General features: G+C 29.7%; 16 protein-coding genes and 1 tRNA gene. 7 read left to right on the top strand and 10 right to left on the bottom strand.

Annotated features, from left to right (window positions below):
* Positions 1-52: 52 nt before the first annotated feature.
* Positions 53-1,357 carry a short-chain dehydrogenase gene (locus Q0828_RS04015; protein WP_298417890.1) on the bottom strand — a complete coding sequence of 435 codons (1,305 nt, stop codon included), beginning with the start codon at positions 1,355-1,357 and terminating at the stop codon, positions 53-55.
* A gap of 166 nt (positions 1,358-1,523) precedes the next feature.
* Positions 1,524-3,560, bottom strand: a complete 2,037-nt coding sequence (locus Q0828_RS04010; protein ID WP_298417888.1) for a glutamine--tRNA ligase/YqeY domain fusion protein — start codon at positions 3,558-3,560, stop codon at positions 1,524-1,526.
* Positions 3,561-3,690: 130 nt separating this feature from the next.
* Between Q0828_RS04010 and Q0828_RS04005 the strand changes: the two genes are divergently transcribed.
* The 3 genes from Q0828_RS04005 to Q0828_RS03995 all read left to right on the top strand — a co-directional run bounded on the left by Q0828_RS04005 (position 3,691) and on the right by Q0828_RS03995 (position 4,512).
* The gene (locus tag Q0828_RS04005; RefSeq protein ID WP_298417886.1) at positions 3,691-3,900 is read left to right on the top strand and encodes a zinc ribbon domain-containing protein; all 210 of its coding nucleotides are present in this window, start codon (positions 3,691-3,693) and stop codon (positions 3,898-3,900) included.
* Positions 3,901-3,953: 53 nt separating this feature from the next.
* Positions 3,954-4,310 carry a dihydroneopterin aldolase gene (gene folB / locus Q0828_RS04000; protein WP_298417885.1) on the top strand — a complete coding sequence of 119 codons (357 nt, stop codon included), beginning with the start codon at positions 3,954-3,956 and terminating at the stop codon, positions 4,308-4,310.
* 131 nt (positions 4,311-4,441) lie between these two features.
* A tRNA-Cys gene (locus Q0828_RS03995) sits at positions 4,442-4,512 on the top strand.
* A 372-nt stretch (positions 4,513-4,884) separates the two neighbouring features.
* On the opposite strand, the gene Q0828_RS03990 is transcribed toward Q0828_RS03995, so the two are convergent.
* From Q0828_RS03990 to rnr, 4 genes are all read right to left on the bottom strand, one after another.
* Positions 4,885-5,526, bottom strand: coding sequence for a LysE family transporter (locus tag Q0828_RS03990; RefSeq protein ID WP_298417883.1), 642 nt, complete (start codon positions 5,524-5,526; stop codon positions 4,885-4,887).
* Positions 5,527-5,929: 403 nt separating this feature from the next.
* Entirely contained in the window at positions 5,930-6,601 is a 672-nt protein-coding gene (locus Q0828_RS03985; protein ID WP_298417881.1) for a head GIN domain-containing protein, read from the bottom strand.
* Between the two features lie 151 nt (positions 6,602-6,752).
* Positions 6,753-7,067: a heavy metal-binding domain-containing protein gene (locus tag Q0828_RS03980; RefSeq protein ID WP_298417880.1), complete on the bottom strand. Its 315-nt coding sequence runs from the start codon at positions 7,065-7,067 to the stop codon at positions 6,753-6,755.
* Between the two features lie 360 nt (positions 7,068-7,427).
* Positions 7,428-9,623 carry a ribonuclease R gene (gene rnr, locus Q0828_RS03975; RefSeq protein ID WP_298417878.1) on the bottom strand — a complete coding sequence of 732 codons (2,196 nt, stop codon included), beginning with the start codon at positions 9,621-9,623 and terminating at the stop codon, positions 7,428-7,430.
* A gap of 290 nt (positions 9,624-9,913) precedes the next feature.
* Here rnr and Q0828_RS03970 point away from each other — a divergent pair, with 290 nt between their 5' ends.
* The 4 genes from Q0828_RS03970 to rpiB all read left to right on the top strand — a co-directional run bounded on the left by Q0828_RS03970 (position 9,914) and on the right by rpiB (position 12,732).
* Positions 9,914-10,837: a diacylglycerol kinase family protein gene (locus tag Q0828_RS03970; protein WP_298417877.1), complete on the top strand. Its 924-nt coding sequence runs from the start codon at positions 9,914-9,916 to the stop codon at positions 10,835-10,837.
* A 173-nt stretch (positions 10,838-11,010) separates the two neighbouring features.
* The gene (locus Q0828_RS03965) at positions 11,011-11,184 is read left to right on the top strand and encodes a hypothetical protein (protein ID WP_298417876.1); all 174 of its coding nucleotides are present in this window, start codon (positions 11,011-11,013) and stop codon (positions 11,182-11,184) included.
* Positions 11,185-11,311: 127 nt separating this feature from the next.
* Positions 11,312-11,554: a DUF2007 domain-containing protein gene (locus Q0828_RS03960; protein ID WP_298417875.1), complete on the top strand. Its 243-nt coding sequence runs from the start codon at positions 11,312-11,314 to the stop codon at positions 11,552-11,554.
* 743 nt (positions 11,555-12,297) lie between these two features.
* Positions 12,298-12,732, top strand: a complete 435-nt coding sequence (rpiB, locus tag Q0828_RS03955; RefSeq protein ID WP_298417874.1) for a ribose 5-phosphate isomerase B — start codon at positions 12,298-12,300, stop codon at positions 12,730-12,732.
* A 169-nt stretch (positions 12,733-12,901) separates the two neighbouring features.
* Here the strand turns inward: rpiB and Q0828_RS03950 are convergent, their stop codons facing one another.
* The 4 genes from Q0828_RS03950 to Q0828_RS03935 all read right to left on the bottom strand — a co-directional run bounded on the left by Q0828_RS03950 (position 12,902) and on the right by Q0828_RS03935 (position 16,834).
* Positions 12,902-13,378, bottom strand: coding sequence for an SUKH-3 domain-containing protein (locus Q0828_RS03950; protein ID WP_298417872.1), 477 nt, complete (start codon positions 13,376-13,378; stop codon positions 12,902-12,904).
* A 132-nt stretch (positions 13,379-13,510) separates the two neighbouring features.
* Complete coding sequence (locus Q0828_RS03945; protein ID WP_298417870.1) at positions 13,511-14,032, bottom strand: hypothetical protein; 522 nt, start codon at positions 14,030-14,032, stop codon at positions 13,511-13,513.
* Positions 14,033-14,035: 3 nt separating this feature from the next.
* On the bottom strand, positions 14,036-14,815 hold the full coding sequence (locus Q0828_RS03940; protein ID WP_298417869.1) for a hypothetical protein: 780 nt from the start codon (positions 14,813-14,815) through the stop codon (positions 14,036-14,038).
* Between the two features lie 6 nt (positions 14,816-14,821).
* A complete protein-coding gene (locus Q0828_RS03935; protein WP_298417867.1) occupies positions 14,822-16,834 on the bottom strand; it encodes a hypothetical protein in 2,013 nt (670 codons plus the stop codon).
* Between the last annotated feature and the right edge of the window lie 66 nt (positions 16,835-16,900).

Below are 16,900 nucleotides of genomic sequence, written 5' to 3'. Positions count from 1 at the left end.
GATACAAATTCTTTTGTGATAGAATTTATACAATTTTAAAGCCTTTTTTAGCTTAATTTTCATTCCAATAATTCTTCGCTTTGTCCCAAAGTTCTTCGCTACCTTCTTTGAGTTCTTTACCAGCTTCTTTGATTCCTTGTTCTGTAGTGTATTTTTCTATATTTTCAACAAACTCTCTTACAGTGTTTATTTTATCAAAAAGAACATCTGCGTTTTCAAAACCTCTTTCTTTCATAAAACGTCTCCAATCTAGTTCTTTGACTTTATTCCATGAATACTTCATTACTATTTTACTCAAAAAGTATTTGTCATATACTGAATTTAATACTTTTCCAGGCTCTCTATCTTTTAAGTATTCGATAGCTTCATCAATTGATTTCTTTTCTTTGTCAGAAAGCATATTACTTTCTTTTAACTTTAATAATGATACTATTGCTTTTTCAGAATCTTCATTTTTTAGGTGTAAATAGGTTTCTATTGCTAGTGTTAATTCTGTTTGTACACCTAATTTGTTAGCAATGTCTAAAAATGCTTGAAAGTCATCTAAAGCACCTTGCTCTTTTTCACCTCCAATAATTAACCGATCTACTCCTCGCAATAGATAATTTATAGATAAACTTACATCTTTTGCTTGTTCTCTTGAAAGTTGTTTTCCATATAAAAAGAGGTAATAACTTGTAAAGTCGACATCTTTATTATTTGCAATGTAATTGATGTTTTGTGTTAATTCTTCTTCTGTTAAGTATATCATTCCTTTTTCTAAAAATAACATGCTTCTAAATAATCGGTATAGACATTTTTCTTCGCCTTCAGGAAATTTCTCCATGTCTACTTTTGTAATTTCATATAAGGCAATTTCTCTTCCAAGATCTCTAAAAAGCATTGCTGCAGCTGAAAATAGAAAGTGTTCTCCCGATTTATATAATTCTTTTTCTTCTGCTGTAAGTTCTTTTTTATTCTTTGAGTGATTGAATTCTAATATTGACGGTAAAATATCTTCATCCGTTTCTTTTATGTAATCTTTTGTTTCCGTGAAGTCTTTATAAACACTAACATAATCTAAAGCAGACAACTCATCATTGTTACTTTTTTTGTTGTACATTTTTGCAAGGTTTTCAATATTTCCAAGCTTTTCTTTTACTGGTAGTAATTCAGGATATACATCTTTATTTACATACTGAGCTTTTTGAGCCATTTTCATATATTTCCAAAATAACACTTTGTATGAATATACACTTTCTTCAAGTTCTAATCGTTCTTTTTCAATAGGAGTGAGGCCGTCATCTTCAAGGAATGAACAACTACTTAGTAAACATATAAAAGCTATAATGGTAACGTGGTAACTGAAGTTTTTCATGTGGTATTTTGTTAATGAAGTATGTAATATACAATTTAAATTTGAAGCAAAAATAAAGCCATACTTTCGTACGGCTTTATTATATAGTTATAGTATTATATGTAGTTAAATAACTATTCTCGATACATTTTTTTATAAAAAATCACTCGAATTGACGGTTTTTAATCTATTGGTTTAATTGCTGTGCTTCCGCTACCAATAATTCATTTTTATCGTCCAATGCTTTTTCAATGAATTCATTGATTTTTCCATCGCGCTGACGACCACCTTTTAATAAAACACCTAAAGTTATCATTGCAGCAATACGTGTTCCTGCTTTTTTAGCAGCAGTTGCGAATAAAGGTTCTAAGTCTTCATACGGAACTTTTTCAGCTAATTCTTGAATTTTAGCTTTTGTAAGTTGCTGTTTTTCTTCAGGAAGATTGGTGTATTTTTTACCTAGCTTTTTTATTTCTTCTATTGCAGGTCTTGAAGATTTTTGATTTTGCGGTTTTAGCTGATTTTGTTGTGGCTTTGGTTTTTTCTTAGCCCATGTATCACGCAATCCAACTGTTTTATTGAAGACTAATTTTTCATTGGTTGAATCTTTATCAACATTGAAATACCCTAAACGTTGAAATTGAAAACGATCTTCAATTTTTGCTTCTTTTAGGTATGGTTCTACATATGCAGTTACCGTTTTTAAAGAGTTCGGATTTACAAACTCCATATAGTCTTTGTCTTTATGGTTACCAGGTGCTTCATCCGAAAATAAACGATCGTATACACGAACCTCAGCTTCTACAGCATGTGCAATAGAAACCCAATGTAATGTTCCTTTTACTTTACGTAAACTAGCTTCAGAACCACTTCCACTCAAACTGTCGGCATCATACGTACAGTGAATTTCTGTAATGTTTCCATCAGCGTCTTTTACTACATTTTCTCCTTTGATGATGTATGCATTTTTAAGACGTACTTCTTTTCCAAGTGTCAATCTAAAGAATTTGCTTCCTGCATCTTCTTTGAAATCTTCACGTTCTATGTATAGCTCTTTTGAGAAAGGAACTGTATGACTTCCTGAATTTGTGTCTTCAGGATTGTTTTCTGCTTCTAACCATTCTTCTTTTCCTTCAGGATAGTTTGTAATGATCAGTTTTACAGGATTTAAAACCGCCATTACACGATTGGCTGTTTTGTTTAGGTCTTCTCTTATACAGAATTCTAACAACGATACATCAATTACATTTTCACGCTTAGCGACACCAACTGTTTCTACAAATTTTTTGATTGCATTTGGCGTATAACCTCTTCGGCGTAAGCCAGAAATAGTAGGCATTCGTGGATCGTCCCAACCAGAAACTATCTTTTCTTCTACCAGTTTGAGTAATTTACGTTTACTCATTATGGTATAACTTAAGTTTAAACGTGCAAACTCACGTTGTTTTGGTTGTAATGGATATTCTTCTTTACTGTATTCGTATACATGTTCTTTGAACCAATCATAGAGTTTACGATGCGGTTTAAATTCTAATGAACATAAGGAATGTGATATTTGTTCGATATAATCGCTTTCTCCGTGTGTCCAATCATACATTGGATATATACACCATTCGTCACCTGTGCGATGATGATGTGCAAATAGTATACGATACATGATAGGATCGCGCATGAGCATGTTTGGATCTTCCATGTCAATCTTGGCACGTAATACATGTGTTCCTGCTTCAAATTCACCATTTTTCATGCGTTGAAACAAGTCTAAGTTTTCTGCTACACTACGACTACGATATGGACTGTTGGTTCCTACTTGCGTTGGCGTTCCTTTTTGTGCTGCCATAGATTGCGAAGATTGCGAATCTACATAGGCTTTTCCATCTTTTATTAATTGAATTGTCCAATCGTATAGTTTTTGAAAGTAATCAGAAGAGTAACATTCATTTGCCCATTCATAACCAAGCCATTTGATGTCGCGTTTGATAGCATCTACATATTCTTGCTCTTCTTTCGCAGGATTTGTATCATCAAAACGAAGGTTTACAGGCGCATTGTATGTTTCACCTAAACCGAAACTAATTCCAATAGCTTTGGTATGTCCAATGTGTAAATACCCATTTGGTTCAGGTGGAAAACGAAAACGGAGTTTGTCTTTAGACATTCCGTTTGTGATATCTTCTTCTATGATATGCTCAATAAAATTGAGTGATTTTGTTTCTTCTGTCATGAGAATTAGTGCTTCTTCAAATAAAGCCGTAAAATTAGCGAATTAATGTGAAATAAAAATCTGCTTTTTAGTTTGTAACAAAAGTTTCTTTTTTGATACTGATTTTATGAATCAAAAAACAAAATTAATTATGCAACATTCAAATTACTCTTGCCCAAAATGTAATAATAGAACTTATGTAGTAGGAGAGATGCGCGCTACTGGTGGACGTTGGTCTAAAATTTTTGATGTCCAAAGTGCAAAATTTACTTCTGTAAGTTGTGAACGTTGTTCATATACCGAATTTTATAAAGCAAAAACAAGCGCTATTAGTAATATTTTTGATTTATTTACAAACTAAAGTTTGATTGGAATGGCGTATTTTTGCCGCTTTAATCATTTATAATTTTATGTATGGGTATTATTCGTGTTACTAATATCAAAGTATATGCTTACCATGGTTGTTTGGTAGAAGAAAGTAAGATAGGAAGTGAATATAGCGTTGATGTTTCTGTGAAAGCAGATTTACAACCTTCTGCAAAGAGTGACGATTTACAGGAAACTGTTGATTATGTTCATATTAATAAGATTGTAAAGGAAGAAATGGCAATTAGATCAGCATTGTTAGAACATGTTGCCAAGCGTATTTTAGATCGAATTTTTGACGAAATTGTAATTATTGAGGAAGCAACGGTTGCTGTTTCTAAGATCAATCCGCCAATTGGTGGCAATGTAGAAATGGTTACAATTGAAATGACTCATCAACGTTAGAATTTCTCTTTTAGAGTTCTCAAAAAGAAAGAATTAAAAAAGTCTTAGATTTTTATATATAACATTATGGGTATTTAATGTTTCTTTTTTGTTGCATAAAATGTAAATTTGGTTAAATTTGCATCAATAATGGCGTCGTGGCCGAGTGGCTAGGCAGAGGTCTGCAAAACCTTGTACAGCGGTTCGAATCCGCTCGACGCCTCTACAAAAACAAAACCTTCTGAATATCAGAAGGTTTTTTGTTTTTTATATATTCCTTTTTATGTAATTGTTATAAATCTTTCATAATTAAACAATAAAAATTTAGTTTCTATTTTTCATTTTCTTTGTTTGCCTAAAGAAAACGAAACAAAAGAAAAGGCACTTTTAGTTCATGCACACTTATTTTATATTAAGGTATTCATGAATGTAAACATTTCCAGAGGTGTTTTTAGCTGAAATAGCTAAAACCGTAAATCTTTCTCTAAATTTTTTCCAAGGCTTCAAAAATTCTTAACGAAAAAGCTTTACTACACTGCGGAAAAGAACTCACTGAATTATTTTTTGTATTTAAATCAAATTAGTAAAGATTCCTTTAGAATTTAAGCGTTGGAAATACACCTTGAAATATCATGGCAGCTCCAAATACAATGATAAGAATACTCACCCATTTTTTTGTTTTGAAGATAAAACGCGGTGTCATTTTACTTTTTAATTTCTTCGCAAGTAAAATTTTTGCAATATCTGTAATCAACATACTTATTAAAACTGTTGCTAAGAATATAATAACACCTTGTGAGGTTGTTGTAAGTGCATTTGCCATTACTATGACACCAATCCATCCAGCTAACACTCCAAAGTTGATAAAGTTCAGTAGAAAGCCTTTAATGAATAATCCTAAGAGATTTTTTTTAGGATCTACATTGTAATGTTCACGAACTATTTGCCGAAATGATTTTGATGTTTTTATATACGATATAACACCAAAAACACAGAGAATGAGTCCTCCAAAAATGATCAAGTTAGGATCATCTTTTATTTTTTCTAAAATTCTGCTTGTACTATAATATGCAAAAACAATGAAGACAATATCAGCGAAGATAGCACCTAAGTCAAAAGTTAACGCGCTACGAAAACCTTTTGTTATGCTTGTTTCAATGATGATAAAGAATACTGGACCAACTGCAAAAGCTAGTATAAATCCATAAAGTGCCGCATATAGTAATCCCTCAAACATAAAACAAAAGTACTAAAAGTAATATGATTTATTTTTTTATTTCTGATAAATAAACGAGTGATAATTTTTGATATACCAACCTTGTAAAGGTTTGTTTACTTTACTTTATATTTTACATGTTTTATATATTATTTAAAATATGTAATAATCATTTGGTAACGCTCATTTTTGTCTTGATACAAAAACGAACTAAAAAAGTCAAGACGATCTATAGGAAATTGCTTCGCAGCATTCGCTCATACGTTACATGCTTGAAGCTCAGCTTCGCAATTTCACTTTTCACTCACTATTTCTGAAGATCGTCATTTTAAAAGATATCTAACAGTCTAATTTATTTAATGAAAAAACGTCCAAATGGGAGTTTTGGACGTTTCTTTTTGATTGATTGATGATATGTGAATTATTATTTTACTTTTATTTTTCCTCCGAAGAGTTTGTCTTTTTTTATGGTTTTTGGATCTCCATGAATTTCTATATATCCACCAGCTCTTACTTTAGCATCTGCTAAGATAGAAGCAGAAACATACGCTTCTCCACCAGCACTTACTTTTACTTTGGTTTGCTCAGTAACGAGTTTTTTTCCTTCATAAATTCCCCCTGTATTTAGTGTAACTTCTTGATGTTTTACTTTTCCTGATGTTTCAATAATTCCGCCAGAAACTGCGCGTACTTCTAAGTTGTCTACATCTAAACCAACTATAATTTTTCCACCTTCTTGTGCTTTTAGTTTTAGAAAAGGAATCGTCATTGTTTCGTTTGATACAATTTCAGCACCTTCATTAGCATCTATTACACTGATACTTGTATAATATACTTCAACAAATGTTTGATTTCCATCAAAAATTCGATCGAATTTCATGCGTATTTTTAGTTTTCCTTTTTTGTTGATAATTTCTACATCTTCTACATCAGCTCCAGTAATGACAACTTTGTTTTCATCAGATTTGATGAGGTTGATTTCGATAAGGTCAAAAACTTTTACTTCATTAAAATCGCCAACTTGTTTTTCCAATGGTTTTTGTGCAAAGGCAGTAACTCCTACTAAGCAAAGAATGAATGTGAATATATTTTTCATAAGAAATGATTTTAGTGTTTGTTGATAAAGAGTATGAAGAAAACGTTTTGTTACAGTTTTTATTGAAATTAGTTTCTAAATGTTAGTATAAAACACAAAAAGCCCGATTCTTTTTAAAAATCGAGCTTTTATACTTGTATGATATGATATTCTATTTCAATTTTACTGCTGTTCCTGTGATACTTACAAGTACAGCTCCGCCAGCACTTATTTCCATATCTACATTAATTCCTACAACTGCATCGGCGTTTAATTTTTCTGCATTTTCTTTTAGTTTTTGAAAGGTAGATTCTTTTACTTCTTCAATAGCACTTTCTATTTGTGAGTAGTATTTTTTCATGTTGAACATGTCTTTGAATGATACGCCTTTGTAGCTATAATTTACATTGTATGTCATTCCTGTAACTAAACCTAGGTATTCTATTATTTCTCTGTTTTCGAAGTTATTTGTAGTTGTGAATAGCATAATGGTTGTGTTTATAATTATCTATTGAGTTAGTATTTATTTTTAAGAAATGTTACAAAAATATAGTAGTGAGATTTTAGTAGTGAGTAATGAGAAGCCTTATTTGTTATTAGAGAAACAGATTTCAAAACTTTTATAAAGACGTTTCAAAGCGCTTCTCCATACTATTTTTCTTCATTTCGACTGCATTCAATGTGACAAAAAATCATTCGAAATGACGATTTTAAATTTTATAAAAATCTTAATACTCACTACTTTTAGTTTTGCGTTAAGGATAGGAGCTAGTTACCGTGTAACGCGGATAGCCTGACAAAAAGAAGACTGAGGTACTCGAAGTCTTCTTTTTGGAACGCCCTAATATTATGCTTCTACATCAACACGTTTTCCGATGAGGTCGAAATCTAAGTGACGTTTGACTAAGTCTGTGTTTTTCACTTTTACAACAACCTCGTCTCCAAGTTGGTATATATTTTTAGTAACTTCTCCAACCAATGCATATTGTTTTTCATCAAAGTTGTAATAATCGTCTTTTATTTCGCGAATACGTACCATTCCTTCACATTTGTTTGAAATGATTTCTACATATATTCCCCATTCGGTTACACCCGAAATTACACCTACAAATTCTTCCTCTTTATGATCTTGCATAAATTTGATTTGCATGTATTTGATAGAATCACGTTCGGCACTTGCAGCTAAACCTTCCATACTTGATGAATGTTCACATTTTACTTCATATTCTTCTGCATTCGCAGATTTCCCACCATCTAAATAGTGTTGTAATAATCTGTGAACCATTACATCTGGATACCGACGGATTGGTGATGTAAAGTGAGAATAATAATCAAAAGCTAATCCATAATGACCAATGTTATTGGTTGTATATTTTGCCTTACTCATACTTCGAATTGCTAGCGTATCTACCATGTTTTGTTCGCCTTTTCCTTTTACATCTTCTAATAATTTATTTAAGGAATTGGTTGTTGTTTTTCTTGATTTTAAATTTAACGCATATCCAAAACGAGAAATAATGGTTTGTAAATTTGCTAGTTTATCCACATCTGGTTCATCGTGAATACGATAAATAAATGTTTTTTCAGGTTCTTGTTTTCCAATGAAAGCAGCTACTTTTCTATTTGCTAATAACATAAATTCTTCAATTAGTTTATTAGCATCTTTTTGCGTTTTGAAATAAACACCTTCCGGATTACTGTTTTCATCTAAATTGAAACGAACTTCTACTTTATCAAACGATATTGCACCTTGATTCATACGTTTTCCACGCATTATTTTTGCCAATTCATCTAATTTTAAAGTTGCTTCTACAATTGCTTTGTCAACTTTGTATGCTTTTCCTGAAAGTGAAATATCTGCAGGAATTTCATCACCTTTAGTTTCAATAATTACTTGTGCCTCTTCATACGCAAATCGTTTGTCCGAATAGGTAACTGTTCGTCCAAACCATTCGTTTTGAACTTCTGCTTTTTCATTGATTTCAAAGACTGCTGAGAAGGTATATTTTTCTTCATTTGGACGTAATGAACACGCACCATTTGATAGTATTTCTGGTAACATCGGTACAACACGATCAACTAAATATACAGAAGTCGCACGTTCATATGCTTCTTCATCTAGGATACTTCCAGGTTTTAAATAGTGTGAAACATCTGCAATGTGAATTCCTATTTCGTAGTTCCCGTTTTCTAGTACTTGAAATGATAATGCATCATCAAAATCTTTGGCATCTTTTGGATCTATCGTAAACGTAAGAATGTCTCGCATATCTCTACGTTTTTTGATTTCTTCTGCTTGAATTGATGTGTCTATCTTGTTAGCAAAGTGTTCTACTTCTGCAGGAAATTCATATGGTAAACCATATTCTGCTAAGATGGAATGAATTTCGGTATTGTGTTCTCCAGGTTTCCCAAGTACTTGCAATACATTTCCAAATGGAGAATCGGCACGAGCTGGCCAATCTTCTATTTCTACTAAGACTTTGTCACCATCTTGTGCATTCTTTATTTTATTTTTTGGAACAAAGATGTCTGTGTACATTTTTTGATTGGAAACAACTACAAATGCAAAGTTTTTCTGCATTTGTAATACACCCACAAATTCTGTCTTTTTACGTTTTATGATGTTCGTAATTTCACCTTCTGGTCTATTATTTTTACGACGTTTATATACGTATACTTCTACTTCATCACCATTTAACGCTCTGTTTAGTTTGTTATTTGGTACAAAGATATCTTCTTCAAATTCATCACAAATTACATATCCTTGTCCACGAGCAGTAATGTCAGCAATACCAGTATAATATTCAGTAGATCCAACTACTTTATATTTTCCTCGATCTACTTCTTCAATTTTCTGCTTTGCTTTAAGTTTTTTAAGTGTTTTTATAATTTGATTTCTTCCACTCGTATCAGTAATACTAAGTTTTGAAGCTATTTGTTTGTAATTAAAAACTTTGTTTGAAGATTTTTTAAATATTTGAAGGATCGCATCTGTTAGATTAGGAATCTTATGCGATTTCTTTTTTTTCTTTCTTGTCATTATATCATTCTGTTTTACACGATTTCGTGTATATTTTCGGTTTATTGTTATTATTATTTTTTGATTATGAAAAAAGCATACCGAAATTGCTTTTTTTTGAATTTTACTCGATAATCGAGAGTTAACTTTCGGAAAAGTACAAATTAATTCTGTCAGGAATGTTGCTGTTTTTAGAAATTAATGATTTCATTATACACACAACGAGTAGGAGAGAAGTATTAATAATTCTGATGCAAATATAGTAATATTTTACAATTCGTATTTTGCAACACTTTAAATTCGTGTTATGTATGTGTAAAGAAAATTGGTTTTTGATTGTGAATCCTACTTCAGGGAGTTTTTCAGGAAAACGAAAATGGAAGCAGATTTCTACAGCTTTTACAAATGAAAATATTCCATTTGATTTTGAATTTACTACAAAACCTCAGCATGAATATGAACTTGTTTTTGAAGGTTTGAAAAAAGGTTATCGGAAATTTGTAAGTGTTGGTGGTGACGGAACGTTACATCATATTGTAAATGGTTTGATGCAACAAAGTTTAGTTCCAAAAACGGAATTGAAACTTGCTGTGATTCCGTTAGGAACTGGAAATGATTGGGTAAAAACCTATGCTGTTCCAAAGAATATTAAAAAAGCGGTTGCTATTATCAAAAGTGAACATACTGTTTTACAAGATATTGGAACCATTTCTTTGTTAAATTCTGATACACAAGTATTTTTTAATAATGTAGCTGGTTTGGGTTTTGATGGATATGTTGTAAAACGAAATGAAGGTTTGAAGTTTTTAGGCGCTGCTTCTTTTTTAATTTCTACTGTATTGAGTTTGGCAAGTTATAAAGCAACTTCGTTTACAATTGAAAGTGCTTCAAAGAAATTAACAACTAAATCGTTATTAACAATTGTTGGAATTTGCCAGTATTCTGGCGGTGGTATGCAATTGACAAAAGATGTAAATTCTTTGGATAGATTATTTGATGTTTCGGTAGCTAAACATTTCACATTGTGGAAATTACTTCGAAATGTAGTGGGTTTGTTTAATGGATCTATTGTGAATCATAAACAAGTAGAAACATTTAAAGCAACTGAAATTAAAATTACTACTGCAGCAACTGATGTGTTTGTTCAGGCAGATGGTGAACTTATTGGAACTGGCGGATTTACGGCAAAAATAATACCGAATGCTCTATGTTTTGTGGTGTCTTCTAATCATTAAAAAATGAACAATTCAACAATTAAATTGTTGAAAAATATGGTTTTTGATTGAGAATCAATACTTCACAAAAATAGATTTCTTAAAAAAAGTTAAAAAAATCTTAATAAAAGTGTAACAATTCTGTTTTTTCTTCGTCTATATAGAAAGTACTGTTAATTTTTTAACTACTATTTATGAAACGAGTGTACAAAGTTATTCTATTATTTTTAGCGATCTTCTTGATCGGTATCTTCTCGTTTGGTAGTTATATTAACTCTTCTCTAAAGAAAGAACAAGATACCAGAGCTGTTGATATTCAGAAAGATTCTTTAAAAAACGCAGCTGTAGATACGTATTATTTAAACTAGTTTTCTTATTTTTAAATGATTACTGAATAATCGAGATTTTACTATTTTGAGTTTGTCTCTATATTTTTATATGAATTTTTTACAAGTTTATCGTGAGTTTTCTATGCGATAGTTTATTTTTTATTTTATGACCAATTTTGTGACCGTAGCGACTTTTACGTATCCTTTTGAATATGCAATTTTACGAATTGTGTTAGATCAGAAAGGCATAAAATATGTGTTTGAAAATGAAATAATGTTGAGTGTTTTTCCTTTTTATTCAAATGCTATTGGTGGAATTTCATTAAAAGTTCATAAAAACGATATTCATATTGCAGAACAAATTTTAGAAGATTTTAGTAATAAGCAATCGCATTTACGAATAGTGTAGGTTTTAAATAAAAAAATCAAAAGGATTCAATAATTAAAAGAAACGTTTTAAGCTTCATTCAGCGCTTTTTTTAAAAAAATCAAGGAAACTTACGCTGCAAATAAATTTATTCCACAAATCTTCTTAAAGTGACCTTCAGTGAAATTTAAACTCTCTTTCTAAACGAATCAAACAAAGACTCAATTCAATACATATTAGCTTCAAAACAGCTACATTTTACACAAATGTTATAAACATTAATAATATATATATTTCTTTCTTTTATAAATTTAAAAAAAATAATGATGGTTATTATAGCTTGTGAATAGTTAGCAAAACTTTTTAAAGTTTCTGTAGGATTTGTTTCTTATTGAATTTGATGAACAAGTTATGAAAAGTGTAATGTATTCATTCTAAGATTTATTAGCTAGGTTATCAACAGTTATTAACAACCTTTATACACAGTTATTTTTTGATAAAAAGTTGGTGAATTATTGTTAACAATCAAGAGAACGACTCTTGAAAACTTTTCTAAAAAGAAGTGCTAAATAAATTGGAAAGACTAGAATTTTGTTTGTATTGTAATTTTTTTTGAAGCAACAAAATTTTGTTCTTAGTTTTTAGCTACTAGATATCAACAATTGATGTTAAGTTATAATTAGTTCATTGTTAAGTTATTGTGAAATGAAATTAACAACAACTTTTTTCGGTTGTTCACAAGTCTATTCATACCTTTGTTTTCAACAAACACAACACTATTATTTATGAAAAATATTGCTATCGGAAACGATCATGCTGGAACCGATTATAAGAACGCTATTGTAGCGTATTTGGAAGCTAAAGGTTATACTATTCAAAACTACGGAACAAATAGCGATGCTAGTGTAGATTATCCAGATTTTGTGCATCCAGTTGCTTCAGATGTAGAAAATGGAAAGGTTCCTTTTGGAATTATTATTTGTGGAAGTGGAAATGGCGCTTCTATGACAGCTAATAAATATCAAAAAGTACGTTCAGCGCTTTGTTGGACCAAAGAGATTGTTGCTTTAGCCAGACAACATAACGATGCAAATATTTTGAGTATTCCTGCACGTTTTACTTCTATACCACAAGCAATTGCTATGGTAGAAACGTTTTTAGCTACTGAATTTGAAGGTGGAAGACACCAGAATAGAGTGAATAAAATAGCTTGTAGTTAGTAACTGTGAGATTTAGATTGTATTGAAGAGGCTGTATAAAAAGTAATACAAAACATTATTCTGGATAAAGTTAAGAATTTCATCATGTAGATTTTACAATGATTATGAGAAACCGAATTAAGTTCGGTTTGACGAAAATTCAGCTTTTTATAGAGCTTCTTTTTAGTTTTTAAATATTTCTTCTATCCCAGGTTTTATTTACTGGATTCCATTCAAAAGTATCTGAGTAATCTTCTATGATTATTTTTTCAATGCCATTTTTAAAGTTTTTTGAAACTATAATAGGAAATTCTCCCATCAAATATATTGTTCCAAATTGATCGCATTCAACGATTCCATTATCATGAGAATTTTGGTAAAAACCAACAGGAAAAGTTAATACATTATTTTTCAGCGAAGGTTTTTCTAAATAGGATTTTATTTTAAGTCTTTTTTTAGAAATTTCTTTTAAGTTAAGTGTTCCTATAAAAGTTTTATTTGGATCATTAGTTTGTACCATTAAATCACCATATTCGTATAGAAATTCTTTTAAGAATTCAGGTAATTCATTGAAATACTTTATTTTATCATACTTGTTTTGAAGATTTCTTTCTTCATACCAACCTGCATTTTTGAATTGTTCTTGGACTTCTTTTCTGAATTTCATTATTATAGTTATATACTCTCTGAATAGTTAAAAGTAGAGATAAATTTTAGATGTTCATAACTATAAAATTTATAGAATATTGAAAAACGCCAACTTGTTTAGAGTTGGCGTTTTTTGATACGAGTCTGAGTTTTATATATCTTTCAAGGAATTTCTTTTTGCACCCTGAGAAATTAATTTTTGTTTCATTTTCCTAAAATAATCAATATTTCCAAAAGTTCCATCTTCAAAATCTTCTTTATAATTATCTCTCATTGTATCCTTTAAAAAATTGTGAACTATTTTATCTAAAGATTTTTTATTTTCAGGTAAAATTAATGGATCTGATTTATATAATTCAATACTATCAATACCAATCCAATTATAAAGAAATCGAATATCTTCAAAGAATGGTCCATCATCTATATATAATCTATATTCTTTAGGCCTATTAACATTTTGAATTATATGTTTCCAATCTTCAAGTTCAAAATCTTTCCAAATTTCAGGTATAATTAATAAAACTGCTGACATATCTGTATAAACTATTTCAGAAGAATTTAATAATTTAATAATTAATTCTTTAGAATTTACACTTAATATTTCTTTTTTTATTTTTTTTAAGTCATTCCAATCTTCCTTTACAGTTTTTATAATTTTATCTTTTATTTTCATTTTTTATAAATTTAAGTTTTCAATAAATATATTTTTATATAATTTAATTTTATCAATATAACCATTACTTTTTTCAGTAATTTGATAGATAGAAAGTTTAGCTCTTTTTATAGGTATATCTGATAATTTCAAGGCTTCAATAAAATTTATTGCTTCTTTTATAGTTGGCTTATAATGACCTGATAAATTATCTATTTCAACTATTTTTCCATTTTTAAATCTTATAGACCCTGCAGCTAAAACATCTTTTGCATTACCTAAAAAATGATGTTTATATCCTATCTTTATTTTTCCAGATTTTGTTAATACAAAATTATATATTTTAGAACCAACAATATTTCCATTAAATTTTCTAAAAATCCCTTTCTTATCTAAAATTATTTTTATTTCATACCCTTCCTTTGGTAGAGGCTCTTTTGGAAATTTATTTTTTATTTTTTTTAAATTTCTTAATCTTTTAATTTTCCTCATATACTTATTCAAAGCTTCATCACCAGATAATTTTGGATATCTTTCAGTAGCTTCATTCATATACCTAGCCATTTGTTCAGCAGCTTCATCTTCAGTAAGTCCTGTATTATATACAATACTATTATCGGCTTCATCAACAATTTTATATTTTCCTTGTTTATCAGATATTGGAATTATACATGCTAAAGTGATAGAAGTATTTCTAGCTTTTACCAACTTTAAACCAGCTTGATTTAGTAACTCCTTCAGTTCTTTTCTTTTCTTTCTTCTTTTTTCCCATGCATACATGAGAATTTTTAATAGTTTTCTCATTGTATGTTATTTTATTGGGCAAAAGGTTATGGCATTTCCAGCATCATTTACTTTTGTGGGTTTGAGTCCCGCATTGGTAATTTTATCTCTAGCTGCTTTACTTGGGAATAGTTTTTCAAAAGCAGTATCAATGTATTTATTAGCAGCTTTTAAAAGATCATCAATCCAATTGTCTAGTTTTTTAAGTAATTCTGGAAGTTGTTTGGCTACCTTTTTTAGATTTTTAAATAATCTCGTAATAAGATTAATAGAGAATTTACCTACTTTAATAACTCCTTTTGTTACAGTAACTGGAGCTTTTATTATACCTCGTAATAGATCGTAATATCCTTTAAATGTTGCACGAGTTGCTGCTTGAATGGTACTAACACCACCAGTTACTAGTGTAAATAAAACTTCACTAATAATAAAACCTGTTAAATACCCAATAGCGTATCCGTATTGCTCTACGGAAATACTAGCTAAATAAGATTTTGTTTTATTTTTTACTTTTTCCGGGTATAGAATATTAGCAATAACTGTAAGAGTTTGTTTGTTATTCCATGCAATAAAAGCTGTTATATTTCTTAAAGAGAATAAATTGTATACTACTTCTAAAAAGTTTTCATATAATTCAAAAAACATACTAAATGTTTGAGATGTATTGTTTTTAAAACTTCTTTTTAATCTTTCATACGCAGCCATCCCTTTTAATAACATACTTATTAGTTGTATAATTCCAGTTACAAAATCTACAAGGCTATTATAAAGTCCTATGATATATGCGTTTAGATGTAGATATATATTTTTTACAACTTTTACTAATATGTATTTATGTTTTAATTCGTTTAAAGCAGTTTCTGTTACTTCTTTTACATGTATTTTTGCCTGAGTTAATGAATCATAAACACCTTTTAATTTAGCTCTGGCTTTTGATTTTAATTGTTTAATTTGAAGTTTATCAATACTGTTATCTAATTCTAATTCTAGTTTAGATATATCTTCATTGAATTTACTTAACATGATATCTGCTGTGAGATCTTTTAAAGCTTTTTCATTAGTAGCTTCCATTTTTTTAATCTCACTATAACCATATAGGAAAGGATCAAAATTTGGGTTTTCTTTCCCCATATTATCATGTGCTTTCCAGGTGTTGATATCATTAGATCTTAGATTTACATGAATTAACTCTGTAATTTTATCAAGTCCTTTTGCCGTTAAATCCATTGACCATTCTGGTATTCTACTAAAAACTCCATGTACTTTATTAACATGGTAGTAGTTTCTATCTTCAAAGCTTTCTGTAATTATTTCTTCAAATTGCTTGGTAGTAACAGACACATTATAAAGTTTGCATAAGTATGTTAAAGTGCTGTAATGTTCTTTTTTTAGTTTTTTAACTTGTATATTATTTCCAAAGCGAGCTCTAAATACTGTTCCAAAGAGATTTGAACCTAAGTCATTTTCTATAAAAATGACAATTTCATTTTCTAAAGGTGTATGTAATTTATCAAACGCTTGTTCTAATTTGAATCCATCATTTGATATCATAATAATGATAGAAATATTTTCCTCAGCCAATAGTTCATCTAAATCAAAGAGAATAGGTGCTAATACTTTTTTTCTAGTTTCTTCAAAAGGTGTGATTTTTTGAGGTTTATTAACAGTAATTGCTATAGGTTGAAGTTCATCAGCATCTAAAATATGTGCATAATATTCATCATTATAAATAGCTATTGGTCTATCAATTTGATTTGGTAATCCATTGATAGTTCGAGTATGTTCAGTAATTGTTACTCCATTAATTTTTGCAAGATAGTCTTCAAAAAAACTAGTTGAATATTGTTGATAGCTTTCACCATATACTACTGAAGCAGTAGTTATATTGTCATCAAGAGTTACTTTTACATATATTCCTAATCCTTCAACACCTCCTATAGTATCATCTTCAATTTTAATATTATCATTAAAAAGCGTAATACGATTATAAGGTTTGTATATCTCATTAAAATTCTTTAATCCGTATTCGTATGCATACATGATTTTATTTTTTAAATATTTGTATTTAGATTTCTGTCAAATTTTGACACTAGAAAAGCTGTCCCG

The sequence above is a fragment of the uncultured Kordia sp. genome, assembly GCF_947496985.1.
GTDB lineage: Bacteria > Bacteroidota > Bacteroidia > Flavobacteriales > Flavobacteriaceae > Kordia.
This window is presented reverse-complemented; position numbering and strand designations above follow the sequence as displayed.